This is a genomic window from Streptomyces sp. NPDC045956 (assembly GCF_056430705.1).
On record NZ_JBWKKZ010000007.1, the window covers coordinates 75,396 to 97,890 of the forward strand.

A 22,495-nucleotide genomic window follows, 5' to 3' on the forward strand; every position below is an offset into this window, starting at 1 on the left:
AGTGTGTTTATGGTTTCCGGTGGGAATGGAGCGGCGGGGGAGGGGGGGGGCGATGTGGGTAGGGGTGGTGGGGTGGGTGTGCTGGCCGCGCGGACCCCCCCCCCCCCCCACGACCACGGCTCAGGAGGTGTGCCGGACGGCGTTGGCGAGGATCGCGTCGCGCATGTAAACGGCCAGGCCCTGCCTGGCGGTGTCGATGTTTCGCGTGAAACGTTCGTCCGAGACGTACATGTCGCCCAGGCAGGTGTGCATCTCGTACCCGCAGTCGTAGTGGTTGCGGGCGATGCCCAGCCGGTGGTCCTCGGCGGTGTCCATCGCCTCCTCTGAGTCGGCGGGCTCACCGGCGTCCATCAGCGCGACGAAGCGCCGGGTGAGTTCGTCGGCCTCGTCCTGGATGCGCTGCCAGTCCTCCTTGGTGTATGAGGCGGTCTTCTGCCGCGACTGGCGGTAGGCGTCGGTGTCGCCCCAGCGCTCGCGCACCTCCTCCTGGTGCGCGTCGGGGTCGAAGTCGCCGAAGACCTCGAACTTCTCCTCGGGCGTGAGGTTGATGCCCATGCTGCGTGCCTCCAAGGCGTGCTCCACGGCCGCCGCCATCTTCCGCAGCTTCTCGATCCGGTCGGACAGCAGCTCGTGCTGGCGGCGCAGGTGCGCGCGCGGGTCCGCGGCCGGGTCGTCCAGCAGGGCGGCGACCTCGTCGAGCGGGAAGCCCAGCTCCCGGTAGAACAGGATCTGCTGCAACCGGTCGAGGTCGCCGTCGCCGTAGCGCCGGTGGCCCGCGTGGCTGCGCTCGCTGGGTACGAGCAGGCCGATGTCGTCGTAGTGGTGCAGGGTGCGCACCGTCACTCCGGCGAAGCCGGCGACCTGTCCCACGGAGTAGCTCACTTCCGCTCCTTTCTCTGACGCCCTCCACGCTGCCTCCTCACGTGACGTGAGGTGCAAGCCCGCGTGCGGGGGCCGGGTCCCGGACCTACCGTCGACTGCATGCCATTGCACCAGGCGCCCCCCGCGTCCCACGACGGCGACCGTGACCGGCGCCGGCTCGCCGTCAACCCGTTCCACGGGGCGACGAACCCGCTCGGCGGCATGACCGAGGCCCCGCCGTCCCGCCGGCTGCCCGACTCCCCGCTGCCCCCGGAGACGGCGTACCGGCTCGTCCACGACGAGCTGATGCTGGACGGCAACGCACGTCTCAACCTGGCCACCTTCGTCACCACCTGGATGGAGCCGCAGGCCGGGGTGCTGATGGGCGAGTGCCGGGACAAGAACATGATCGACAAGGACGAGTACCCGCGCACCGCCGAGCTGGAGCGGCGCTGCGTGGCGATGCTCGCCGACCTGTGGCACGCGCCCGACCCCGCGGCGGTGGTGGGCTGCTCCACGACCGGGTCGAGCGAGGCGTGCATGCTGGCCGGGATGGCCCTGAAGCGGCGGTGGGCGCTGCGCAACGCCGACCGGTACCCGGCGAGGGACGTGCGGCCCAACCTGGTCATGGGCGTGAACGTCCAGGTCTGCTGGGAGAAGTTCTGCACCTTCTGGGAGGTGGAGGCCCGGCAGGTTCCCATGGAGGGCGACCGCTTCCACCTGGACCCCGAGGCCGCCGCCGCACTGTGCGACGAGAACACCATCGGGGTCGTCGGCATCCTCGGCTCCACCTTCGACGGCTCCTACGAGCCGGTCGCCGACCTCTGCGCGGCCCTGGACGCCCTCCAGGAGCGCACCGGGCTCGACGTCCCGGTGCACGTCGACGGCGCGTCCGGGGCGATGGTCGCGCCCTTCCTGGACGAGGACCTGGTGTGGGACTTCCGGCTGCCGCGGGTCGCCTCGATCAACACCTCGGGGCACAAGTACGGCCTGGTCTACCCCGGTGTCGGCTGGGCGCTGTGGCGGGACGCGGACGCGCTGCCCGAGGAGCTGGTCTTCCGGGTCAACTACCTGGGCGGCGACATGCCGACCTTCGCGCTGAACTTCTCCCGGCCCGGCGCGCAGGTGGTCGCGCAGTACTACACGTTCCTGCGGCTGGGCCGGGAGGGCTACCGGGCGGTGCAGCAGGCCTCGCGGGACATCGCGCGAGGGCTCGCCGAGCGCGTGGCGGCGCTCGGCGACTTCCGGCTGCTGACGCGCGGCGACGAGTTGCCGGTGTTCGCCTTCACGACGGCCGACGACGTGACGGCGTACGACGTGTTCGACGTCTCGCGGCGGCTGCGGGAGGGCGGCTGGCTGGTGCCGGCGTACACCTTCCCGCCGCACCGCGAGGACCTGTCGGTGCTGCGCGTGGTGTGCCGCAACGGCTTCTCGGCCGACATGGCCGACCTGCTGGTGGAGGACCTGGAGCGGCTGCTGCCGGAGCTGCGGCGGCAACCGCATCCGCTGACCCGGGACAAGGGGGCGGCGACCGGGTTCCACCACTGAGCCCGCCTAGCGGCTGAGCCGCGCGAACCTCCGCACCGCCAGCGGGAAGAAGACCGCGAGCAGGGCCAGCGGCCACGCGAGGGCCGCCCACAGGTGGCCGGGCTCCCCGCCGGGGCCCCCGAACAGGTCGCGCACGGCGGTGGCGGTCTGGGACATCGGGTTCCACTGGACGACCGTGCCCAGCCAGCCCGGCATGGCCTGAGGGGTGGCGAAGGCGTTGGAGAGGAAGCCGACCGGCCAGACCAGGATCTGCACCGCCGTCACCAGCTCCGGCTTCCCGGCCACCAGGGCCAGGAAGATGCCGGCCCACAGCATCGCGAACCGGAAGAGGAGCAGCAGGCCGACGGCGCCCAGGAAGGCGCCGGGGCCGCCGTGGGTCCGCCAGCCGAGCGCGTGCCCGACCCCGACGAGCACGGTGAGCCCGAGCGCCGACTGGAGCATGTCGGCGGCCGACCGGCCCACCAGGACGGCGCCGTTGGTCATGGGGAGGGAGCGGAAGCGGTCGACGACCCCCTTGTTGAGGTCCTGGGTGACGGCGATCATCGTGCCCTCCAGGCCGAAGGCCATGGTGAGCGCCAGCATCCCGGGGACCAGGTAGTCGACGTAGTCGCCGCTCACCCCGCGGCCGCCGCCGACGAGGTAGCCGAACATCAGCAGCAGCATGACCGGGAAGACCAGGTTGACGACGACGGCGACCGGCTGCCGCCCCCAGCGGGCCAGCTCGCGCCGGGTCATGGTCCACGAGTCGGTGAGGGCGTACGCCAGGGGGCCGGCGCCGGTGGTCGTGACGGTGCCCGTGCTCACGCTGTCTCCTTCGTGCGGTCGGTGAGGTGCAGGAACACCTCGTCCAGGGTGGGGCGGCGCAGGGCGACGTCCTCCGCCTCGATGCCGGCCTCCTCCAGCGCCCGTACGACGCCGGAGAGCGCCGCCATGCGGTCGGTGACCGGGGCGCTGACCAGCCGGCGGTCGGTGTCGACGCGGACGCCGGTGAGCGGCAGCAGGGCGACGGCCGCGCCCAGGTGTCCGGCGTCGCGCAGGACCACGTCGACGCGGTCGCCGCCGGTGGCCGCCTTCAGTTCGTCCGCCGTGCCGTCGGCGACGACCCGGCCGGCGTCGACGACCGAGATGCGGTCGGCGAGCTGGTCGGCCTCCTCCAGGTACTGGGTGGTGAGCAGGACCGTCGTACCGCCCCCGACCAGGGAGCGGACGGAGGCCCACACCTCGGCGCGGCCCCGCGGGTCGAGGCCCGTGGTGGGTTCGTCCAGGAAGAGGACCTCCGGCTCGGTGATGAGGGACGCGGCGAGGTCCAGGCGGCGCCGCATGCCGCCGCTGAAGGCGCTGACCGGTTTGCGTCCGGTGTCGGTGAGGTCGAACCGGGCGAGCAGTTCGTCGGCACGCGCGCGTGCCCGCCGGGCGCCCAGGTGGTGGAGGCGGCCGAACATCTCCAGGTTCTGCCGGCCGCCCAGCTCCTCGTCCAGCGCCGCGTGCTGCCCGAGCAGGCCGATGCGCAGCCGTACGGCGTACGCGTCGGTGACCACGTCGTGTCCGGCCACCTCGACCCGGCCTGCGTCGGGGCGCAGCAGGGTGGAGAGGATACGGACCAGCGTCGTCTTGCCGGCGCCGTTGGGCCCCAGCACCCCGTGCACCGTGCCGCGGGTGACCGTCAGGTCGAGCCCGTCCAGCGCCTTCTTGCCGCCGTACTTCTTGCGTGCCCCTTCGACGGTGATCGCCGCGTCGGCCACTGGCACACTCCTCGTTTAGTCAAACTTGACTACTGACTCGTGGAGCGTATGCCCGCCTGTCGACTTAGTCAAACTTGATTAGTCGTGGTCACCCGGATGCGGTTCCGGCGTCGCGAACGGGTTCTCCTCACCCTCGCCGAGGACGCCGACGAACGGCTCGCCCTCACCGGCGAAGGTGTACGCACCGCCCCGGATGCGCTCGATGAGCGCGCGGGTCCACTCGGCGCCGGTGTCGGCGGAGTGCACCCACAGGTTCATGATCTCGCCGATGTGGCCGAGCTGCCCGGGGCCGTCCTCGGGCGTGTAGTACTCGGTGACGGCCCTGCGCCACTCCTGGATGGCCCGGACCCGTTCCTCCAGCAGCGTCAGTACCTCCTCGCGCGCCAGGTCGACCATCAGGCCGACTCCGGCGGCGAGCACGTCCGGCTTCTGGTCGTAGGCGGTGAGGGACGCGCGCAGGAGGCCGAAGAACTCCTCGGTGCCCTTCTCCGTGATCTCGTACTCCGTGCGGGGCGGCCCGCCGGCGGTCGACGGGGCGATCTCGTGCGCGTGCAGCAGGCCCTGCTTGGCCATCTGCTTCAGCGCGTGGTAGATCGAGCCGGGCTTGGCGTTGGACCACTCGTGCGCGCCCCAGAACTCCAGGTCGTTGCGCACCTGGTAGCCGTGGGCCCGCCCGTGCTGGCGGACCGCGCCCAGCACCAGGAGACGGATCACTGACATACGGTCCAGGTTAGGCGGGCGCGTCCTGCTCCCTCGCCACCAGGTCCCAGGCCGAGGCGCCGTCCAGCGACTCGCGGACGATGTCGGCGTGGCCGGCGTGCCGGGCCGTCTCGCGGATCAGCGTCAGGCACAGCCACCGCATGGAGACGCGCTCGTCCGGCGGGAACCAGGGAGCCTTGGGCAGCGGGAAGGTGTCGTCGAGGCTCGGCACCCCCCGGACGAAGGCCTCCGTCTCGGCGGCGACCTTCTCCCAGTACGCCAGCTGCGAGGCGACCGTCTCGTCCCCCACCAGGACGAAGCACTCGTGCCAGTTCGACTCGTCCCGCTCGACGGCCGGCGGCACCTGCCGGGCGCGGGCGACCCACCCCTGCTCGACCTCGGCGACGTGCTTGATCAGCCCGGCCAGGGTCAGTTCACTGGCGCTCGGCCGGGACGACGCCTGCTCGTCGGTCAGCCCCAGCACCGACCGGCGGATGCCGCCGCGCTGCTCCGCCAGGAAGGCCAGCAGCGCTCCGCGCTCGTCGCCCTGCGCCTCGGGTCGCACGTGAGTGACCATGACCGGCCGCCTTTCGTCGGACGGGGACTTTCCCCTGACACCGAGAAAGCTACGGGCCCTTGCGGTCAGCCTCTGTCCGCAAGGGCCACGACACGGGAGCGGGAACTAGAAGGGGAAGCCGCTCCGCCCGTGCTGCACCGAGATCCACTGCTGGGTGGTGAAGGCGTCCAGCATGGTGTCGCCGTTCAGACGGCCGAGGCCGGAGTGCTTCTCCCCGCCGAAGGGCACGATCGGCTCGTCGTGCACGGTCCCGTCGTTCACGTGGAACATGCCGGCGTCGATCCGCCTGGCGAAGGCGACGCCGCGCTCGATGTCACCGGTGTGCACGGCGCCGCTCAGGCCGTACGGCGTGTCGTTGACGAGGCGGACGGCCTCCTCCTCGCCGTCGAACGGGACGAGGAAGGCGACCGGGCCGAAGACCTCCTGCCGCAGGAGCGCCGAGTCGGCGGGCAGGTCGGTGAGGACCGACGGGGTGACGAGGTTGTCGGTGGTGGTGCCGCGCACCAGGGCGGTGGCGCCCTCGGCGAGTGCCTGCTCGACGATGCCCGCGAGGGCGTCCGCCTGCGAGGAGTTGATCACGGGGCCGATGACGGTCGAGGGGTCGCGCGGGTCACCGGCCTTGAGGGTCCTGACCTTGGCGACGAACTTCTCGGTGAACTCCTCGGCCACCGACCGGTCGACCAGGACGCGGTTCGCGGCCATGCAGACCTGGCCCTGGTGCACGTAGCGGCTGAAGACGGCGGCGTCGACGGCGTAGTCGAGGTCGGCGTCGTCGAGGACGACGAGGGCGCTGTTGCCGCCGAGTTCCAGGATGGAGCGCTTGAAGTGCGCGGCGCAGACGGTCGCGACGTGGCGGCCGACCTTGTCCGAGCCGGTGAAGGAGATCACCTTCGGGACCGGGTGCTCCAGGAAGGCGTCGCCGATCTCCGCGATGTCGGTGACCACGACGTTGAGGAGCCCGCCCGGCAGACCGGCCTCCTCGAAGAGCTTGGCGACCAGCGTGCCGCCGACGATCGGCGTGTTCTGGTGCGGCTTGAGGACGACGCCGTTGCCGAGGGCGAGGGCCGGGGCGACCGACTTGAGGGAGAGGAGGAAGGGGAAGTTGAAGGGGCTGATGACGCCCACGACGCCCACCGGCACCCGGTAGACGCGGTTCTCCTTGCCGTCGACCGGCGAGGGGATGATCCGGCCCTCGGGGCGCAGCGCCAGGTGGACCGCCTCGCGCAGGAACTCCTTGGCGAGGTGCAGCTCGAAGGCGGCCTTCAGACGCGTGCCGCCCAGCTCGGCGATGATCGCCTCGCTGATCTCCGCCTCGTGGTCCTCGACGAACCGCAGCGCCTTCTCGAACACCGCGCGGCGCGCGTACGGGTTCGTCGCGGCCCACTGCTTCTGCGCCCGCTCGGCCGCCCGGTACGCCGCGTCGACCTCGTCGACCGTGGCTATCGTGATCGAGGCGAGCTTCTCGCTGTCGTACGGGTTGAAGTCGATGATGTCCCAGGAGCCGGTGCCCGGGCGCCACTCGCCGTCGATGTACTGCTGGGCGAGGTCGGTGAAGTACGACGACATGTGTTCCCTCAATCCCCTAGCTGCCGCAGCCTCCGCGGCCTCGCGACCACCGCGGGCCGGCCGCCCCTGATTGGGCGTCATCGTACTTGTGTTTCAGGGGAGTTGTTCAGATGAGCTGAAGGAGGCCCCGCAGAAGGTCCCGGCTCTCGTCGGGCCCCGGGCTGTCCTGCTGGAGCTCCTTCAGCGCCGTCTCGTACTGGGTGACGTCCTCGCGCTTGTCGAGGTACAGCGCGCTGGTGAGCTGCTCCAGGTAGACGACGTCCGAGAGGTCGGACTCGGGGAAGCTGAGGATCGTGAACGCGCCACTTTCACCGGAGTGGCCGCCGAAGCCGAACGGCATGACCTGAAGCCGCACGTTCGGGCGTTCCGACAACTCGATCAGGTGCTGGAGCTGCCCGCGCATCACCCCGCGGTCCCCGTACGGACGGCGCAGCGCGGCCTCGTCGAGGACGATGTGGAACTCGGGCGCACTCTCGGCGACGAGGTGCTTCTGCCGCTCCAGGCGCAGCGCGACGCGCCGCTCGACGTCCGCCTCGCTCGCGCCCTTCATCCCGCGCCGGACGACCGCGCGGGCGTACTCCTCGGTCTGCAGCAGACCGTGCACGAACTGCACCTCGTAGACGCGGATCAGCGAGGCGGCGCCCTCCAGGCCGACGTAGGTGGGGAACCAGCTGGGCAGCACGTCGGAGTAACTGTGCCACCAGCCCGCGACGTTGGCCTCCTTGGCCAGGGAGAGCAGGGAGGCGCGCTCGTGCTCGTCCGTGATGCCGTACAGCGTCAGCAGGTCCTCGACGTCTCTCGTCTTGAAGCTCACCCGGCCCAACTCCATCCGGCTGATCTTCGACTCCGAGGCGCGGATCGAGTAGCCCGCCGCCTCTCGCGTGATCCCCCGCGTCTCACGCAGTCGCCTGAGTTGTGATCCGAGCAGCATGCGCCGCACCACCGATCCGGGCTCTCCCGCGCTCACGTTCGCCAGCCTCCCCAACCGTCTTCAGGGGCCGAAGTCTGCCACTAAAACACTTCGAGCAGTACTCGTCCGGTTACGGAAACGGAATCGAGCCGAAGGAAAAGATCAGGATCATGCAGCGACTGGCCAGAAAGCAGCCACCGAACGCGGTGAAGGAGAGGCGAAGATGACGGAAAATTTGACCAACAAGCGGTACGGGCAGGTCCATTTCGGTCACGTGCACGTGCATCTGCCCTTGCATCTGCGGTACGCATCCGAAACCATGGTCCCGCACCACCGCGCCGCATCGCTATGACCGCGAACTCCCGGGAGTGCCTCGCATGGGGACGAATGGATCGACCATGCTCGAGCCGTTACGGCAGGGCCTTCCGCCACTCGACCCCGCAGCCGTCTCCAACGCCGCCTCCTGCTCCCTTCCGCCCCGCTACGACGCGGTGCGCGAGGCACGGGGATTCACCCGCAGGACGCTCGACGGCTGGGACACGGGCGACCGCTTCGACGACGTCTGCCTGGTGGTCTCCGAACTCGTCACCAACGCCCTGCGGCACGCGCTGCCGGCCGACACCCCGCGGCACGGGGAGCAGAACGGGCCCGTCCGGCTGCACCTGATGCGCTGGTCCGACCGGCTCGTGTGCGCGGTGCGCGACCCCAGTCACGACAGCCCGGTGGCCCGTGCGACGGACGACTTCTCGGCGGAGTCGGGCCGCGGCCTGTTCCTCGTCGACTCCTTCAGCGACAGCTGGGGCTGGCACCCGCTCGCCGGGACGCTCAACGGCAAGGTGGTGTGGGCCCTGTTCCGGCTCCAGCGCCCGGGCGACCACGCGGACCGGTGCTACGGGTGACGCCTGCCGTGAGGCCCTGGTGTGCCGCGGGTCTACGCGCGTCGGTGTCGCGAGGGCGCTCTCCGCGCGCGTCGGGGGTGCGCCCCCATGCCCGCGCCGCCGGTACCGCGCGGGTCAGCTCACGACGAGGTGGTCGAACTCGCCGTCCTTGACGCCCAGCAGCATGGCCTCGATCTCGGCGCGCGTGTAGACCAGCGCGGGCCCGTCGGGGAAGCGGCTGTTGCGCATGGCCACGCCGCCGTCGGGCAGCCGCGCGAACTCCACGCAGGAGCCCTGCGAGTTGCTGTGGCGACTCTTCTGCCAGGCCACGTCGTGCAGCTGCGTGGCGGCCATGCCGTTGTACACGCCGGACGCGTCGTCAACGTCGTACACGTCGTGGTCCACAGGTCGCTCCCCGGTGGTGCACTGGCTGATGTGGCCATAGATGCAGTGGTAACTGATCCGGATCATAACCCCGTTCACGTGCAGATGCATGAGCAAATGCACGTGCACGCGCGGTGTTCCTGCGGTTACAGCTTTGACGGGTGCTTTACCGAAAGCCCTTGCCCTCTTGGACGCCTGCCCCGGCAAAGACGTTCCCGCGTATGCCCACGGATTCGAAGAAAATGCACCGACATGCAACAACAGCGGAGGGCCGCTCGGCGGAGCGGCCCCCCGGGACAGGTGGGTGAACGGCGTGCGGAACGGGGTCAGCGCGCGGCGTACGGCAGCAGGGCCATCTCGCGCGCGTTCTTGACCGCCCTGGCCAGCTGCCGCTGCTGCTGGGCCGTCACGCGGGTGACGCGCCGACTGCGGATCTTGCCTCGGTCGGAGACGAACTTCCGCAGCAGCTCGGTGTCCTTGTAGTCGATGTACGTCACTCCCGCCTGGTCCAGCGGGTTGGGCCGCTGCGCGGCGGGCTTCCGGTCGCTCTTGCGGGGCACGGGGTCAGACCTCCAGGAGGGTGTCGAAGGCGGACGGCAGGTGCCGCCAGGCGGCCTGGCCGGCCGCGTACTCGGCGTCGGTCAGCAGACAGCTCTCCAGGAGCCGTTCCAGTCCGTCGCGGTCGAGGCCGGGGGACGTGAAGACCAGGTGCTGGCAGCGGTCCCCGTGCTCGGGGTGCCAGTCGATCGCGGCGGCCGCGCGGCGCACGGGCGGGACCAGGTCCCAGGCGGCGTCCGGGAGCGACGCGAGCCAGGGTCCCGCGCCCTCCACGCACAGGGCACCGCCGGCGGCGTCCCAGTGCAGCAGCGTGTCCGTCTTGTCGGCGAGCCAGAACCGGCCCCGGCTGCGGGCGGCGGCGCAGGTCAGGTCCTCCAGCGCCGCGTACAGCCGTTCCGGGTGGAAGGGGCGGCGCCGGTGCCACACGAGGGTGGTGACACCGTGCGCGTCGGCCTCGGCGGGCAGCAGGGCACAGGCCGGGTGCTGGGCGGCCGCCGCGGCCTCCACGTCGAAGCCCGCCAGCGCCGCGCGGGCCAGCGGGGAGGAGGCGGGGGGTACCGGGTGCGGGGGCTGCGCCGGGGAGGCGGGGGGCGCCGGGTGCGCGGATGGCGCCGGGGAGGCAGGGGGCGTGCACGCCGGGTCGCCGGGGCCGATGGGCACGCGGTGGGCCGTCGGGTGCAGCTGGGCCAGCAGCTCACGGTCCTCGTCGTCGGTCTCCGGGGAGTCGGCGAGGGCCAGCACGGGCGCGTACTCCAGCTGCCGCGCGAAGGTGTCCGCGACGGTGCGCCGGTCGGTGGCGGCGGCGGCGAGGCCGCACTCGGCGAGGTCGTCACCGTTGGCCAGGCAGGGCAGCACCAGGGCCGGGTCGACGGCGGTGATCACGCCGGTGACGGTGAAGCCGCCGGCCGTCACCACCTCCGCCATCGCCTTGGGCTCGACGGAGTCCCACAGCTCGACGACCGCCAGCGGGGTGCCCCCGGCGTCCGCGAGTCGCGCCAGCTCGGGGACGAGGTCCTCGCGCAGGGCGCAGCAGGCGCAGTCGTTGACGAGGGGCGCCTCGCCGGCGGAGAGGACGCCGGTGGCGTCCCGCACGGTCCGTACGACCGTTCCCGCGGCGGCCGTCGCCAGGTCGTGGTGGAGGGCGACGCTGCCGGGCACGTCGGCCAGCAGCCGGGCCACGGCCGCCCGGCGGGCGTCGGCGTGCAGGCCGCCGACGACGACCACCGGCAGCCGCACCGACGGGCTCATGCCCCGCCCCGCTTCCCGTACCGCCGCTCGAAGCGCTCCACGCGGCCGGCGGTGTCCAGGACGCGGGCGGTGCCGGTGTAGAAGGGATGGCTGACGTCGGAGATCTCGACGTCGACCACAGGGTAGGTGCGGCCGTCCTCCCACGCGACGGTGCGCTCACTCGTCATGGTGGACCGGGTGAGGAAGGCGTGGCCGGCGGCGCGGTCACGGAAGACGACCGGGCGGTACTCGGGGTGGATTCCCTTGCGCACGGCGGATCAGCGCTCCTCTCGGAAGTCGACGTGGCGACCGGCGACCGGGTCGTACTTGCGCAGGGTCAGCCGGTCCGGGACGTTGCGGCGGTTCTTGCGGGTGACGTAGGTGAAACCGGTCCCGGCGGTGGACCGGAGTCTGATGACCGGGCGGAGTTCGTTGCGAGCCATGCTGGTACCTTACTGAAAATGACTTCCATTAGCATCTAGGACCGTCCCGGTCCGAAGGAGAGGTACGTCACCGTGTCCGCCCACTGCATGCTGACCGGCACCCGGCCGGGTTTCGGCAACCGCATCTCCCACTCCCACCGGCGGACCTCCCGCCGTTTCGACCCCAACATCCAGACCAAGCGCTACTGGCTGGAGAGCGAGAGCCGGCACGTGCGGCTGCGGCTGAGCACGAAGGCGATCAGGACCGTCGACGCGATCGGCGTCGAGGCGGCCGTGGCGCGCATCCGCGCGCGGGGGGTCAGGGTCTGATGGCGAAGAAGAGCAAGATCGCGAAGAACCGGCAGCGGCAGGAGACCGTCGAGCGGTACGCCGCGCGCCGGGCCGAGCTGAAGGAGATCGTCCGCCGGCCGTCCACCACGGAGGCCGAACGCCTCGCCGCCCAGCGGGAACTGCGCGGCCAGCCCCGCGACGCCGGCCGCACGCGCGTGCGCAACCGCGACCAGGTCGACGGGCGCCCGCGCGGGTACTTCCGCGTCTTCGGGCTGTCCCGGGTGAACCTGCGCGAGCAGGCACACGCCGGACATCTCCCGGGAGTGCGCAAGTCGTCCTGGTAGCTTGCGGCTGTCTTGGGCCGAACCGGCCGTCCGGCTACAGCTTGGAGCTTCCGGTGACACTGGCTACTGCGGAGAGCACGGCGAACGCGAGGGACGCGGCGAGCACGGTGAACACGGCCGGCACGGCCGTGAGTCGAGCCGTGAGTCGAGCCGTGAGTCCGTCGGAGGGGTACGGGCGGGGGCCGCGGGCGCGGCGCCGGGGGTCCGTGCGGGCCGCGGTCGTGGTCCTCGGTCTGGTGGGCACGCTGGCGCTGACGGCGTGCACCGGCGGTGGCGAGGACGGCGACGGCGGCGGCTCGACCGGAGGCTCAGGGGCCGGCGGGGGCGGCGACAAGTCCTCCTCCGCGCCCAGCGGTTCCGCGAGCGCGGACCCGGGCGGCGGCACCGGCGGCGGGTCGTCGTCCGCCGCCGGTGAACTGGAGGGCAGCTGGCTCGCCACCGCCGACGGTCAGGCGGTCGCGCTGATGGTCACCGGTGACAAGGCCGCCCTCTTCGCCACCGGCGGGACCGTGTGCAGTGGCACCACCGGTGAGGACGCCGGGACCCGGACGATCCGCCTCGAGTGCACCCCCGGCGGCGACGACCGGGCGACCGGCACGGTCGAGTCCGTCGACGGGAAGTCGCTCGAGGTGGTCTGGCAGGGCAAGGTCGGCGCGGAGACGTACACCAGATCCGAGGGCGGAACAGTGCCTCCTGGCCTGCCGACGGCCGGTCTCGGCTCCTGAACCGCTCATCCCCCTCCAGCGAAGGAACACCACCCGTGCGCACCACCCGGCCCGTCGGGTCCACCGGCCCCGCCAAGCCCACCAGGTCCACCACCGCCGCCGTCGCCGCCCTCGCCGCGGCGCTCCTCCTGACCGCCTGCGACGACGGCGGGAGCGGCGGTGACGCCGGCGGCAGCGGAAACGGCAGCGGTACGGACGACCGCGCCGGCGCCGCCTGCCGCATCGCCGAGGTGGGTGTGGGGATTGAACCGAGCCCCGCGCCCGCGGCGGGGGACACGGGCACCGTCGCGGTGACCCTCACCAACCGCGGCCCGGCCTGCGTGCTGCACGGCTTCCCCACCGTGCGCCTGGACGCGGGCGACACCCCGGTGCCGGTCCCGCGGGACGAGGCGGCCACCCCGCAGCGGCTGACCCTCGACGAGCAGGGCACGGCGTCCTTCACGGTCTCCTACGTACGGGGAGGGACCGACGGCACCGACGGCCTCACCGTGCGCGCGGCGGAGCTCGCCCTGCCGGACGACGCCTCCACCCACCGCTTCCCCTGGTCGTACGGCACCGTCGCGACGAGCGGCGAGGGTCGGCCGGACGCCACGGTGGGGGCGTTCCAGCGCGCCGGCGACTGAGCGGGGCCGCGCCCCGCCCGCCCGGCGCCGGCGCCACGGCCCGAACCCGCCCGGGCCCGGCGGCGTCAGGACAGCGGACGTCGGCGGTCGACCCGGGCGTGGTCGGCCGCGCGGGTGCCCTCCGTCCAGCCCGCCGCGTCGGCGGCGCCGCGCAGACGGGTCGTGGTCGTCTGCGGGAACAGGCGCTCCAGACGGTCGGTGACCGCGACCTCACGGGAGGCGAGGACCGGCAGGAGGTCCACGTCCGTCGCCGTACCGGCCCCCGCGGTGGCCGCCTCCGCCGCGGCCCGCAGCCGGATGCCCGCGCGGTGGGCGTACGCGGCGAGGAACGACTGCCGGAAGGTCTTGGTCCGCTTGCGTCCGCCCGCACGCTGGGCTGCCTCCGCCTTCGCCATCGCGCCCTCGGCCTGCACGAGCAGCGAGGTGTAGAGGAGTTCGGCCACCTCCAGGTCGGCCTCGAAGCCGACGACGGTGGAAAAGCCCAGGGGTTCGTTCCACACCGCCCGGCAGTGGTTGGCGTCGGCCACCGCGTCCAGCAGCACCGCCTTGGCCTGCTCGTACGGAGGCTCCACCCCGATCCGGCAGGCGCCCGGCGCGTCCGGTGCCGGCGCGTGGGCCGCCAGCAGGGCCTCGTCGACGCTGTGCCGGGCCATCAGCTCCTGCGCCTTGGCGCTGAGCGCCTCCGCCTCCTCCGGGTACCCGGTCGCCTCCGCCTTGGCGAGCAGCGCGCGGATGCGGGCGAGGGCACGGGACTCCGGCCGGTGCTCCCGGCGGCGCGCCTCCCCCGGCAGCCCGGCCTCCAGCGGCTCCAACGCGGGCAGGCGCAGCAGCAGGCGGTACAGCTCCAGTACGGCGGTGGCGTGCGCGAAGCGGTCGGTGCGGGCCGGCACCTGCTCAGGCAGGCCGGCGAGCTGCGCCGCCCAGCGGGGGCCGCGGGCGCGGTCGTGCGGCGCCTGGGCGCGGATCAGCGCGGCGACCAGGCGTACGTGGACGTCCTCCCGCTCGCGCCGCACGATGCGCACGAGGTCGGCGGGCTGCCAGCCGCGCCGCCAGGCCGTGGCCACGAACTCCTCGCCGCGGCGGCCCAGTTCCGCGTCGGCTCCCGGGTCGGCCGCGAGCAGCGAGGCGGCGGTGTCGAGAGTGTCGGCCGTGTCGTCGTACAGGGCGGTCTCGAAGGCACGGTCGACGGTGCTGGGCGTACTCACCCGGCGATGGTGCCACGGGAGGACACGCGGGAGGGCACCCGGGAACTACTGTCAACCTTCGGTTGACACTCCCAGGTGCGCAACCTACGGTTGACACATGGCGACGAACCCGAGCATCACGTCATCCGTACGTCTCGACGAACTCATCACCGCGATCAAGAAGGCGCACGCGGAGCCCCTGGAACAGCTCCAGGACGCCGTCATCGCCGGAGACCACCTCGGTGAGGTGGCCGATCACCTCATCGGCCACTTCGTGGACCAGGCCCGGCGTTCGGGCGCGTCCTGGACGGAGATCGGCAAGAGCATGGGCGTGTCCCGGCAGGCGGCGCAGAAGCGCTTCGTGCCGAAGGAGTCCGCCGACCTGGACCCGAGCCAGGGCTTCGAGCGCTACACCCCCCGCGCCCGCAACGCGGTCATGGCCGCCCACACCGCGGCCAAGGCGGCCGGCGCCACCGAGGGCCTGCCCGAGCACCTCGTCCTCGGCCTGATCACCGAGCGGGAGAGCCTCTCCGCCAAGGCGATCGCCGCGCAGGGCGTGACCCTCGACGCGGTCCGCGAGGCGGCGTCCGCGGCGCTCCCGCCCGCCTCCGCCGAGGCCCCGGGGCTGGTGCCCTACGGCTCCGCGGCGAAGAAGGTCCTCGAACTCACCTTCCGCGAGGCCCTGCGCCTCGGCCACAACTACGTCGGCACCGAGCACATCCTGCTGGCCCTGCTGGAGCACGAGCACGGCGAGGGGGTGCTCAGCGGCCTCGGCCTCGGCAAGGAGGCCGCGGAGCGGTACATCACCGAGGTGCTGGCGCAGTTCCTGGCCTCGGACGAGGAGCAGGAGCCCGACGGGGACCGGGCCTGACCCACCTCGCGGCCCGACCCACCTCGTCCCCGGCACCTTTGGCCGTCGGCCCTCCGGCGCTGGCGCTGCGTCCGGGGTGGCGTCGAGCGCTCCGCGTGGACACCGTGCCCGGGGCCGCCGTCGACGTCTCCGCGCAAGACACGGCGGGGCCGACGCCGGTCCCTCCGCCCCGGCTACGGCATCGGTGCCGGTCCGGTCCAGGCCGGTCCAGGCCGGTCCGGTCCAGGCCGGTCCCATCGCGCAGGGCACGCCATCGGCGGTCCGGCATGGCCCATCGTGCGTGCCGCCGCGCAGGCACCCGAGCCGACCCCTCACCCGGGCCACGACACCGACACGGGTACCGACACCGACACCGGCACCGGCACCGGCACCGGCACCGGCACCCGGCCCTGCGCACCGCCCGCCGCACCCCGGGCCGATGTCAGTCCCTCCTGCGACACTCGCGACATGGCCGACCGGTGGGCACTCGCCGTGGCCGAGGACGGTGGCGTGGACGTCGCCCCCCTCGGCCCCGACGGGCTGCCCGCCGGACCGGTGCGGCGCGAGCCCGGCCCGGCGCAGGCCGTCCGAGCCCGGCCGGACGTGACTCGCTGGGTCTGGCGTGCCACCGCCGAGGTCTACCCGCACCTGCTCGCCGCGGGAGCACGGGCCGAGCGGTGCTACGACGTGGAAGCCGCCGAGAACCTCCTCCTCGGCCACGAGGGGCGGTACGGGGAGCCGCGTTCGGCCGCGGCGGCCCTGGCCCGGTTGCGCGGCGGCCCGGTACCGCCCGATCCGCCGCAGCGGTCCGCCGAGCCGGGCGCCCAGTCCCCGCTCTTCGAACCGCGGGGCACCCACCTCCCCCTCGACGACCTGCTGGCGGTCTACGCCGAGCAGCAGCACCGCCACGACCGGTCCGCCCACCCCGACCGCCTCCGGCTGCTGACCGCGGCCGAGTCCGCGGGGATGCTGGTGGCCGCCGAGATGAACCGCGCGGGGCTGCCCTGGCGGGCCGACGTGCACCGCGAGGTCCTGCACGACCTCCTCGGCGAGCGGTACGCGGGCGGGGGCGAGCCGCGCCGCCTGGCCGAGCTGGCCGACGAGGTGTCCGCGGCGTTCGGCCGCCGGGTCCGGCCGGACCTGCCCGCGGACGTCGTCAAGGCCTTCGCGCAGGCCGGGATCAAGGTCGGTTCCACCCGCCGGTGGGAGATCGAGTCGGTCGACCATCCGGCCGTGAAGCCACTGGTCGAGTACAAGAAGCTCTACCGCATCTGGGTCGCCCACGGCTGGTCCTGGCTGCAGGACTGGGTGCGCGACGGACGGTTCCGCCCCGAGTTCCTGGCCGGCGGCACCGTCACCGGACGCTGGGTGACCAACGGCGGCGGCGGTCTTCAGATCCCCAAGGTCATCCGGCGGGCCGTCGTGGCCGACCCGGGCTGGCGGCTGGTCGTCGCCGACGCCGACCAGATGGAACCGCGCGTCCTGGCGGCGATCTCCCGGGACCCCGGCCTGATGGAGGTGGCCGGCCGTGAGTCCGACCTCTACCAGTCGGTGTCCGACCGCGCCTTCTCCGGCGACCGCGCCCAGGCCAAGCTCGCCGTGCTCGGCGCGGTCTACGGCCAGACCTCCGGCGACGGCCTGAAGAACCTCGCCGCGCTCAGACGCCGCTTCCCCCGGGCGGTGGCCTACGTCGACGACGCGGCCCGCGCGGGCGAGGAGGGACGGCTCGTACGGACCTGGCTGGGGCGCACCTGCCCCCCGGCGGCCGGAGCGGCCGACGGCACCGAGGAGGGGGGCATGCCGCAGGACGACCCCTCCGGTGCCCCGGCCCCCACGCGGGAGTGGGCGCCCGGTTACGCCTCGACCGACGCCCGCGCGCGGGGCCGCTTCGCCCGCAACTTCGTCGTGCAGGGCAGCGCCGCCGACTGGGCCCTCCTCCTGCTCGCCGCGCTGCGGCAGGCCTGCGCCGACAAGGCGGCTGAGCTGGTGTTCTTCCAGCACGACGAGGTGATCGTGCACTGTCCGCGGGAGGAGGCCGACGACATCGTCGCGGCGATCCGCGACGCGGCGGAGCTGGCGGGCCGCCTGACGTTCGGTCCGACGCCGGTACGGTTCCCGTTCACCACGGCCGTGGTGGAGTGCTACGCGGACGCGAAGTGAGCGGGGCCGCCGCGGAAGGAGTGGGCGGGACCACCGGCGCGCGTCCTTGCGAGCCGCTCAGAGGACGGGCGGCCGCCCCAGCCGGGTGAGCCGCACCACGGTGCGCCAGCTCATCGGCCGCCGCTCCCCCGCCGGTCTGCGCAGACCCTCCGCGAACCCGCCGAACCAGGCCCGCAGCCCGCCGAGCGACCGGTTCCGCGCCAGCGTCAGCAGCATCCACACGCCGAGATGGACCGGGATCAGCGGCAGCGGCAGCCGACGCCGGGCCAGCCACACCCGGTTGCGGGCGTTGACCCGGAAGTAGATGGCGTGCCGCGCGGGCGAGGTCTTCGGGTGCTGGAGCAGCAGTTCGGGGGCGTACAGGATCCGCCAGCCCGCGTCGGCCGCCCGCCAGGCCAGGTCGGTCTCCTCGTGCGCGAAGAAGAACTCGGCGGGCCAGTCCCCGACCTCGTCGAGTATCGCCGTCCGCAGCGCGTGCCCGCCGCCGAGGAACCCGGTGACGTACCCGCCCCGCATGGGGTCGGAGGCGCCGACCCGGGGGACGTGCCGCTGCTGGGTCTCCCCGTTCTCGTCGGCGATCCGGAAGCCGACGATGCCGAGCCGGGCGTCGGCGGCGAACAACTCCCCCACCCGGCGCAGCACATCGGCGTCGACGAGCAGACCGTCGTCGTCCAGCTCCACGACCACGTCGATGTCACCGAACTCCCGCAGCCGTGCCAGCGCCACGTTCCGCCCGCCGGGGCAGCCGAGGTTCTCGTCCACCTCGATCGACGTGACCTCACCGGGCAGCGACAGCCGCACGGCGAACTCGGGCAGCGGGCAGCCGTTGCCGACGATCACGATCCGTGCGGGCGGGGCGTCCTGCTTGGCGACGGACTCCAGCAGCGCGTCGACCTCGGCGGGCCGATTCCCCATGGTCACCACGGCAACGGCGACCCTCGGTGCTCCCGCGTCCTCGCCCATGCCCTCACCTCGTCCCGGCCGGCAAACCTGTCCGCGATGCTAGCCGTTCACGGCCCGGATCCACGGCGTACGCGAGCCGGCGCCCCGCCGGTTCGCCGCACCGGCCGTGTCCACGACGGCGGTGGTCTCCATGGATGCCGGCCCTTCCGGGGTAGAAGGAACACTCCGTCGGGACGGACCGAGGGGGAGTTCGAATGACGCACGCAGACGAGACGAGGCCGCGGCCGCGCAGCAGCCACCGCCGCTGGATGGCCGCACAGGTGACCGGAGTGCTCGTGCTGACGGCCGGCGCGGGGTTCGCCGTCGGTGCGCTGACCGAAGGCGGCGAGCGCGGACTGCGGTCCGCGGCCGCCGTCGCGGCGATCGCGCTCGCCGTCGCAGCGGTCACACTCACCGTGGTGTGGCGACGGGAGAGCCACCGGGCGCGACGCTTCGGCCTGCGCTTCGGTCAGCTCGTCCGCCTCGCCCGGGACGTACGGCGTGGGACACCGCCCACCGACCCCGCGGTACGGCCGGCCGTCCTGGAGGCCCTCGGACGGCAGCGCCGGGCGCTGGCCTTCCAGCAGCGGAAGGGCTACCGCCGCTTGCGAGGGTGCCTGCTCGTCGTGTTCTCGCTGCTGGCCGTCGTCCAGCTCGCGTCCGGCTCGTACGGCTCCGGAGCCCTGGCACTGCTCTGGCTCCTGCTCGTCCTCCTGGGCCCGCTCACGCTCCACAGGCAGGAGCGCCGACTCGACGCCGCGGAACGGTCACTCGGCCTCACCCCGGACACACCCACGCACCGACCGAAGCTCCCACGCCCCCGAGGACCCCGAACATCAGAAAACCCCGAGTCAGCGGAGAACTGACCCGGGGTCCCATCGGAGCCGCCTTCGGGATTCGAACCCGAGACCTACGCATTACGAGTGCGTTGCTCTGGCCATCTGAGCTAAGGCGGCGCGCTGAGCACCCATGGTGCGATCAGCAACGTCGGTAAGTCTACACAGTTTCCCGGGGTGCTTCGTACCCGCCCCGGAGGCGCCGGGGCTCCGGAGCGGGCGGGGTCAGGAGCAGCGTCGGCCGTCCTCGGGCGGGGTGCCGCGCAGGAGGTAGGTGTTGATCGCGGAGTCGATGCAGGTGCTGCCTCGGCCGTAGGCGGTGTGGCCGTCTCCCTCGTAGGTGAGGAGGCGGCCGGAGGAGAGCTGGTCGGCCAGGGCCTCGGCCCAGCGGTAGGGGGTGGCAGGGTCGCGGGTGGTGCCGACCACGACGATCGGGGTGGCGCCGGCGGCCTCGATGCGGTGCGGTTCGCCGGTGGGCTGCACCGGCCAGTACGCGCAGTTCAGCGAGGACCAGGCGAGGCCCTCGCCGAAGACCGGGGACGCCTTCTCGAAGTCGGGCAGCGCCGCGCGCACCTCGTCCGGGGAGGAGAAGGCCGCGGGGAGGTCCAGGCAGTTCACGCTGGCGTTGGCGAACATCAGGTTGCTGTAGCTGCCGTCGGCTTCGCGTTCGTAGTAGCTGTCGGCGAGGACCAGGAGGCCGGCGCCGTCCTTCTCCTTCATCGCCGAGGTCAGCGACTCGCGCAGCTGCTGCCAGGCGCCCTCGTCGTACATCGCCGCGATCACGCCCGTGGTGGCCAGGGACTCGGTGAGCCTGCGGCCGTCGGCGTCGCCTGCGGGGGCCGGCTCGGCGTCCAGGTCGTCGAAGAAGGCCTTCAGGTTCCTGCCGACCTGGGCGGGAGAGGTCCCCTTGCCGCCCAGCGGGCAGTCCGGCTGCGTCACGCAGTCCTTCGCGAAGGACTGGAAGGCCGTCTCGAAGCCCGCGGTCTGCTCCAGGTTCAGGCGGCGCGCGGGCAGCGACGGGTCCATCGCGCCGTCCAGGACGAGGCGGCCCGCCCGGTCGGGGAACAGCCCGGCGTAGGTCGCCCCGAGGAACGTGCCGTACGAGGCGCCGACGTAGGTCAGCTTCTCGTCGCCCAGCACCGCCCGCAGGACGTCCATGTCCCGGGCCGCCTCGACCGTCGAGACGTGGCGCAGCAGTTTCGGCGCGTCCGCTCCGCAGCCCTCGGCGAACTTCTTGTAGGCGTCGACCAGCCCGTCCGTCTCCGCCTGGTCGTCGGGCGTGACGTCCGTCTGCGTGTACGCGTCCATCTCGCGGCCGTCGAGGCACTCGACGGGCTCACTGCGGGCCACGCCCCGCGGGTCCACCGCCACCATGTCGTACCGGGCGCGGACCTCGGCCGGGTAGCCGATGCCGGCGTACTGCTGGAGGTAGCCGATCGCCGAACCGCCCGGCCCGCCCGGGTTCACCAGCAAGGAACCGAGGCGTTCACCCGGACCGGTGGCCTTCTTGCGGGACACCGCGAGCCGGACGTCCCCCTGGGTCGGTTTCGCGTAGTCGAGCGGGGCCTTCATGGTGGCGCACTGGAAACCCGGGACACCGCAGTCGCGCCAGCTCAGCTTCTGCCCGTAGTACGGCGCCAGCGCGGAGGGCGTGGCCCGGGGCAACGCGGCCAGCACCGCCTTCGCCGGCTCCGTCGATCCGGCGGCCTCCGCCGCCGACGAGCCGGCGGAGGTCGACGCGCCCCCGGCCGAGCAGGCGGTGGCGAGCAGCGCCGCGGCCAGGAACGTGGCTCCGGTGCGGGTCCTGCCGTTGCGGGTCCTGCGGTGAGTGCGCCTTGTGTGCATTCAGCGAGCGTAACTCTCCGCGACGACAGCGATGCTGTGCGTGCCCGGCATGCCTCGTACGAGTTACCCCGTCAACCGTCGGCGCGGCGGCCGGCCTCGCGGTGGGTCAGCCCGCTCTCAGCGCCATCGTCATCGCCTCCACCGCGAGCAGCGGCGGCACATTGCGGTCGAGGGCGTCACCGCAGGCGGCGATCGCCTCGATACGGCGGAGCGTGGACTCGGGGGAGCTCTCGCCGGCGAGGCGCTCCAGGGCGTCCTCGGCGTCGGCGCTGGCGATCGCCACGCGCGAGCCCAGCTGGAGGGCGAGCACATCGCGGTAGAAGGCGGTGAGGTCGGAGAGGGCGAGGTCCAGGGTGTTGCGCTGCGTGCGCGTTCTGCGCCGCTTCTGGTTGTCCTCCAGGTCCTTGATGACACCCGCCGTGCCGCGCGGCAGCCGACCGCCCTGGGCCGCGCCCAGCGCCGCCTTCAGTTCCTCGGTCTCCTTGGCGTCCGTCTCCTCGGCGAGCTGCTTGGCGTCCGCCGCCGCCGCGTCGACCAGCTCCTGGGCCGCCCGGAGCGCGCCGCCGACGTCCCCGACCCGCAGCGGCAGCTTCAGTACGGCGGCGCGGCGCTCGCGGGCCGCCGGGTCGGTGGCCAGGCGACGGGCCCGGTCGACGTGGCCCTGCGTGGCGCGGGCCGCCGCGGCCGCGACGGCCGGCTCGATGCCCTCGCGGCGTACGAGCATGTCGGCGACGGCCTCCACCGAGGGCGTGCGCAGGTTCAGGTGGCGGCAGCGGGAGCGGATGGTGGGCAGGACGTCCTCGACGGAGGGGGCGCACAGCATCCAGACCGTCCGGGGAGCGGGTTCCTCGACCGCCTTGAGGACGGCGTTGGCGGACTTCTCGTTCAACCGCTCGGCGTCCTCGACGAGGATGATCTGCCAGCGGCCGGTGGCCGGCGAGGTGAAGGACTTGCGGACCGTGTCCCGCATGTCGCCGACGCGGATCTCCGCGCCGACGGCGGTCACCGTGCTGACGTCCGCGTGGGTGCCGATGAGCGCCGTGTGGCATCCGTCGCAGAACCCGCACCCGGGGGTGCCGCCCAGGGCCCGGTCCGGGCTCACGCACTGCAGCGCGGCGGCGAAGGCCCGCGCCGTCTGTGTCACTCCGGCGCCGGGCGGGCCGGTGAACAGCCAGGCGTGCGTCATGCTCGACGCCTCGGGGAGGGGGCCGTCGGCCGCGGCGGCGGTGACGAAGGCGTCGGCGTCCCGGGCAGCCGCGGCGAGCTGCTCGCTCACCCTCTCCTGCCCGACGAGGTCATCCCACACGGTCATGGGTCACGCCG

26 protein-coding genes and 1 tRNA gene are annotated in these 22,495 nt (G+C 73.0%); 9 read left to right on the plus strand and 18 right to left on the minus strand.

Features of this window, described 5'->3' with window-relative positions:
- Nucleotides 1–120 precede the first annotated feature (120 nt).
- Nucleotides 121–882, minus strand: a complete 762-nt coding sequence (locus AC07FV_RS19525; RefSeq protein WP_479088662.1) for a MerR family transcriptional regulator — start codon at nucleotides 880–882, stop codon at nucleotides 121–123.
- Between the two features lie 99 nt (nucleotides 883–981).
- Here AC07FV_RS19525 and gad point away from each other — a divergent pair, with 99 nt between their 5' ends.
- Nucleotides 982–2,409, plus strand: a complete 1,428-nt coding sequence (gene gad / locus AC07FV_RS19530) for a glutamate decarboxylase (protein WP_479088663.1) — start codon at nucleotides 982–984, stop codon at nucleotides 2,407–2,409.
- A 6-nt stretch (nucleotides 2,410–2,415) separates the two neighbouring features.
- Here the strand turns inward: gad and AC07FV_RS19535 are convergent, their stop codons facing one another.
- From AC07FV_RS19535 to AC07FV_RS19565, 7 genes are all read right to left on the minus strand, one after another.
- Nucleotides 2,416–3,144, minus strand: coding sequence for an ABC transporter permease (locus AC07FV_RS19535; protein ID WP_479088938.1), 729 nt, complete (start codon nucleotides 3,142–3,144; stop codon nucleotides 2,416–2,418).
- A gap of 65 nt (nucleotides 3,145–3,209) precedes the next feature.
- The gene (locus tag AC07FV_RS19540) at nucleotides 3,210–4,151 is read right to left on the minus strand and encodes an ATP-binding cassette domain-containing protein (RefSeq protein WP_479088664.1); all 942 of its coding nucleotides are present in this window, start codon (nucleotides 4,149–4,151) and stop codon (nucleotides 3,210–3,212) included.
- 78 nt (nucleotides 4,152–4,229) lie between these two features.
- The gene (locus AC07FV_RS19545; RefSeq protein ID WP_479088665.1) at nucleotides 4,230–4,871 is read right to left on the minus strand and encodes a PadR family transcriptional regulator; all 642 of its coding nucleotides are present in this window, start codon (nucleotides 4,869–4,871) and stop codon (nucleotides 4,230–4,232) included.
- A 10-nt stretch (nucleotides 4,872–4,881) separates the two neighbouring features.
- Nucleotides 4,882–5,427, minus strand: a complete 546-nt coding sequence (locus AC07FV_RS19550; RefSeq protein ID WP_479088666.1) for a DinB family protein — start codon at nucleotides 5,425–5,427, stop codon at nucleotides 4,882–4,884.
- Nucleotides 5,428–5,532: 105 nt separating this feature from the next.
- Nucleotides 5,533–6,993 carry an aldehyde dehydrogenase family protein gene (locus AC07FV_RS19555; protein WP_479088667.1) on the minus strand — a complete coding sequence of 487 codons (1,461 nt, stop codon included), beginning with the start codon at nucleotides 6,991–6,993 and terminating at the stop codon, nucleotides 5,533–5,535.
- Between the two features lie 106 nt (nucleotides 6,994–7,099).
- Nucleotides 7,100–7,924: a helix-turn-helix domain-containing protein gene (locus AC07FV_RS19560; RefSeq protein WP_479088939.1), complete on the minus strand. Its 825-nt coding sequence runs from the start codon at nucleotides 7,922–7,924 to the stop codon at nucleotides 7,100–7,102.
- 109 nt (nucleotides 7,925–8,033) lie between these two features.
- On the minus strand, nucleotides 8,034–8,177 hold the full coding sequence (locus tag AC07FV_RS19565) for a hypothetical protein (protein ID WP_479088668.1): 144 nt from the start codon (nucleotides 8,175–8,177) through the stop codon (nucleotides 8,034–8,036).
- A 103-nt stretch (nucleotides 8,178–8,280) separates the two neighbouring features.
- Here AC07FV_RS19565 and AC07FV_RS19570 point away from each other — a divergent pair, with 103 nt between their 5' ends.
- Nucleotides 8,281–8,802 carry an ATP-binding protein gene (locus tag AC07FV_RS19570; protein WP_384690177.1) on the plus strand — a complete coding sequence of 174 codons (522 nt, stop codon included), beginning with the start codon at nucleotides 8,281–8,283 and terminating at the stop codon, nucleotides 8,800–8,802.
- A 114-nt stretch (nucleotides 8,803–8,916) separates the two neighbouring features.
- On the opposite strand, the gene AC07FV_RS19575 is transcribed toward AC07FV_RS19570, so the two are convergent.
- The 5 genes from AC07FV_RS19575 to rpmG all read right to left on the minus strand — a co-directional run bounded on the left by AC07FV_RS19575 (nucleotide 8,917) and on the right by rpmG (nucleotide 11,393).
- Nucleotides 8,917–9,186 carry a DUF397 domain-containing protein gene (locus AC07FV_RS19575; RefSeq protein WP_356602151.1) on the minus strand — a complete coding sequence of 90 codons (270 nt, stop codon included), beginning with the start codon at nucleotides 9,184–9,186 and terminating at the stop codon, nucleotides 8,917–8,919.
- A gap of 305 nt (nucleotides 9,187–9,491) precedes the next feature.
- Nucleotides 9,492–9,725 carry a 30S ribosomal protein S18 gene (gene rpsR, locus AC07FV_RS19580; RefSeq protein WP_479088669.1) on the minus strand — a complete coding sequence of 78 codons (234 nt, stop codon included), beginning with the start codon at nucleotides 9,723–9,725 and terminating at the stop codon, nucleotides 9,492–9,494.
- A gap of 4 nt (nucleotides 9,726–9,729) precedes the next feature.
- On the minus strand, nucleotides 9,730–10,971 hold the full coding sequence (locus tag AC07FV_RS19585) for a CobW family GTP-binding protein (RefSeq protein ID WP_479088670.1): 1,242 nt from the start codon (nucleotides 10,969–10,971) through the stop codon (nucleotides 9,730–9,732).
- Nucleotides 10,968–11,222, minus strand: coding sequence for a type B 50S ribosomal protein L31 (locus tag AC07FV_RS19590; protein WP_479088671.1), 255 nt, complete (start codon nucleotides 11,220–11,222; stop codon nucleotides 10,968–10,970). The genes AC07FV_RS19585 and AC07FV_RS19590 overlap by 4 nt, the downstream gene beginning before the upstream one ends.
- Nucleotides 11,223–11,228: 6 nt before the next feature.
- A complete protein-coding gene (rpmG, locus tag AC07FV_RS19595; protein ID WP_479088672.1) occupies nucleotides 11,229–11,393 on the minus strand; it encodes a 50S ribosomal protein L33 in 165 nt (54 codons plus the stop codon).
- 72 nt (nucleotides 11,394–11,465) lie between these two features.
- On the opposite strand from rpmG, the gene rpmB reads away from it, so the two are divergent.
- The 4 genes from rpmB to AC07FV_RS19615 all read left to right on the plus strand — a co-directional run bounded on the left by rpmB (nucleotide 11,466) and on the right by AC07FV_RS19615 (nucleotide 13,355).
- The gene (rpmB, locus tag AC07FV_RS19600; RefSeq protein WP_356602159.1) at nucleotides 11,466–11,702 is read left to right on the plus strand and encodes a 50S ribosomal protein L28; all 237 of its coding nucleotides are present in this window, start codon (nucleotides 11,466–11,468) and stop codon (nucleotides 11,700–11,702) included.
- Nucleotides 11,702–12,007 carry a 30S ribosomal protein S14 gene (rpsN, locus tag AC07FV_RS19605; protein ID WP_479088673.1) on the plus strand — a complete coding sequence of 102 codons (306 nt, stop codon included), beginning with the start codon at nucleotides 11,702–11,704 and terminating at the stop codon, nucleotides 12,005–12,007. The genes rpmB and rpsN overlap by 1 nt, the downstream gene beginning before the upstream one ends.
- A 152-nt stretch (nucleotides 12,008–12,159) precedes the next feature.
- The gene (locus AC07FV_RS19610) at nucleotides 12,160–12,732 is read left to right on the plus strand and encodes a hypothetical protein (RefSeq protein WP_479088674.1); all 573 of its coding nucleotides are present in this window, start codon (nucleotides 12,160–12,162) and stop codon (nucleotides 12,730–12,732) included.
- A 35-nt stretch (nucleotides 12,733–12,767) separates the two neighbouring features.
- Nucleotides 12,768–13,355 (plus strand): DUF4232 domain-containing protein, encoded by a 588-nt coding sequence (locus AC07FV_RS19615; protein WP_479088675.1) that lies wholly within the window; start codon nucleotides 12,768–12,770, stop codon nucleotides 13,353–13,355.
- A gap of 65 nt (nucleotides 13,356–13,420) precedes the next feature.
- On the opposite strand, the gene AC07FV_RS19620 is transcribed toward AC07FV_RS19615, so the two are convergent.
- The gene (locus tag AC07FV_RS19620) at nucleotides 13,421–14,560 is read right to left on the minus strand and encodes a DUF2786 domain-containing protein (RefSeq protein ID WP_479088676.1); all 1,140 of its coding nucleotides are present in this window, start codon (nucleotides 14,558–14,560) and stop codon (nucleotides 13,421–13,423) included.
- 97 nt (nucleotides 14,561–14,657) lie between these two features.
- Here AC07FV_RS19620 and AC07FV_RS19625 point away from each other — a divergent pair, with 97 nt between their 5' ends.
- Nucleotides 14,658–15,410 carry a Clp protease N-terminal domain-containing protein gene (locus AC07FV_RS19625; protein WP_479088677.1) on the plus strand — a complete coding sequence of 251 codons (753 nt, stop codon included), beginning with the start codon at nucleotides 14,658–14,660 and terminating at the stop codon, nucleotides 15,408–15,410.
- A gap of 447 nt (nucleotides 15,411–15,857) precedes the next feature.
- Nucleotides 15,858–17,549, plus strand: coding sequence for a bifunctional 3'-5' exonuclease/DNA polymerase (locus AC07FV_RS19630; protein ID WP_479088678.1), 1,692 nt, complete (start codon nucleotides 15,858–15,860; stop codon nucleotides 17,547–17,549).
- Between the two features lie 57 nt (nucleotides 17,550–17,606).
- On the opposite strand, the gene AC07FV_RS19635 is transcribed toward AC07FV_RS19630, so the two are convergent.
- Nucleotides 17,607–18,512, minus strand: a complete 906-nt coding sequence (locus AC07FV_RS19635) for a glycosyltransferase family 2 protein (protein WP_479088679.1) — start codon at nucleotides 18,510–18,512, stop codon at nucleotides 17,607–17,609.
- 194 nt (nucleotides 18,513–18,706) lie between these two features.
- On the opposite strand from AC07FV_RS19635, the gene AC07FV_RS19640 reads away from it, so the two are divergent.
- Nucleotides 18,707–19,357: a hypothetical protein gene (locus AC07FV_RS19640; RefSeq protein WP_479088680.1), complete on the plus strand. Its 651-nt coding sequence runs from the start codon at nucleotides 18,707–18,709 to the stop codon at nucleotides 19,355–19,357.
- 16 nt (nucleotides 19,358–19,373) lie between these two features.
- On the opposite strand, the gene AC07FV_RS19645 is transcribed toward AC07FV_RS19640, so the two are convergent.
- The 3 genes from AC07FV_RS19645 to AC07FV_RS19655 form a co-directional block, all read right to left on the minus strand.
- Nucleotides 19,374–19,447, minus strand: a tRNA-Thr gene (locus AC07FV_RS19645).
- 105 nt (nucleotides 19,448–19,552) lie between these two features.
- Nucleotides 19,553–21,172, minus strand: coding sequence for an alpha/beta hydrolase (locus tag AC07FV_RS19650; RefSeq protein WP_479088681.1), 1,620 nt, complete (start codon nucleotides 21,170–21,172; stop codon nucleotides 19,553–19,555).
- Nucleotides 21,173–21,278: 106 nt separating this feature from the next.
- Nucleotides 21,279–22,484: a DNA polymerase III subunit delta' gene (locus AC07FV_RS19655; RefSeq protein WP_479088682.1), complete on the minus strand. Its 1,206-nt coding sequence runs from the start codon at nucleotides 22,482–22,484 to the stop codon at nucleotides 21,279–21,281.
- Nucleotides 22,485–22,495: the final 11 nt, after the last annotated feature.

What these genes read in the sequence shown, in the direction of transcription:
- AC07FV_RS19535 (WP_479088938.1), bottom strand. Translation starts at nt 3,144, where the DNA reads ATGACCCGGCGCGAGCTGGCCCGCTGGGGGCGGCAGCCGGTCGCCGTC.
- AC07FV_RS19545 (WP_479088665.1), bottom strand. Translation starts at nt 4,871, where the DNA reads ATGTCAGTGATCCGTCTCCTGGTGCTGGGCGCGGTCCGCCAGCACGGG.
- gad (WP_479088663.1), top strand. Translation starts at nt 982, where the DNA reads ATGCCATTGCACCAGGCGCCCCCCGCGTCCCACGACGGCGACCGTGAC.
- AC07FV_RS19555 (WP_479088667.1), bottom strand. Translation starts at nt 6,993, where the DNA reads ATGTCGTCGTACTTCACCGACCTCGCCCAGCAGTACATCGACGGCGAG.
- AC07FV_RS19650 (WP_479088681.1), bottom strand. Translation starts at nt 21,172, where the DNA reads ATGCACACAAGGCGCACTCACCGCAGGACCCGCAACGGCAGGACCCGC.
- rpmG (WP_479088672.1), bottom strand. Translation starts at nt 11,393, where the DNA reads ATGGCTCGCAACGAACTCCGCCCGGTCATCAGACTCCGGTCCACCGCC.
- AC07FV_RS19655 (WP_479088682.1), bottom strand. Translation starts at nt 22,484, where the DNA reads ATGACCGTGTGGGATGACCTCGTCGGGCAGGAGAGGGTGAGCGAGCAG.
- AC07FV_RS19570 (WP_384690177.1), top strand. Translation starts at nt 8,281, where the DNA reads ATGGGGACGAATGGATCGACCATGCTCGAGCCGTTACGGCAGGGCCTT.
- AC07FV_RS19640 (WP_479088680.1), top strand. Translation starts at nt 18,707, where the DNA reads ATGACGCACGCAGACGAGACGAGGCCGCGGCCGCGCAGCAGCCACCGC.
- AC07FV_RS19550 (WP_479088666.1), bottom strand. Translation starts at nt 5,427, where the DNA reads ATGGTCACTCACGTGCGACCCGAGGCGCAGGGCGACGAGCGCGGAGCG.
- AC07FV_RS19635 (WP_479088679.1), bottom strand. Translation starts at nt 18,512, where the DNA reads ATGGGCGAGGACGCGGGAGCACCGAGGGTCGCCGTTGCCGTGGTGACC.
- rpsN (WP_479088673.1), top strand. Translation starts at nt 11,702, where the DNA reads ATGGCGAAGAAGAGCAAGATCGCGAAGAACCGGCAGCGGCAGGAGACC.
- AC07FV_RS19625 (WP_479088677.1), top strand. Translation starts at nt 14,658, where the DNA reads ATGGCGACGAACCCGAGCATCACGTCATCCGTACGTCTCGACGAACTC.
- AC07FV_RS19585 (WP_479088670.1), bottom strand. Translation starts at nt 10,971, where the DNA reads ATGAGCCCGTCGGTGCGGCTGCCGGTGGTCGTCGTCGGCGGCCTGCAC.
- AC07FV_RS19560 (WP_479088939.1), bottom strand. Translation starts at nt 7,924, where the DNA reads ATGCTGCTCGGATCACAACTCAGGCGACTGCGTGAGACGCGGGGGATC.
- AC07FV_RS19630 (WP_479088678.1), top strand. Translation starts at nt 15,858, where the DNA reads ATGGCCGACCGGTGGGCACTCGCCGTGGCCGAGGACGGTGGCGTGGAC.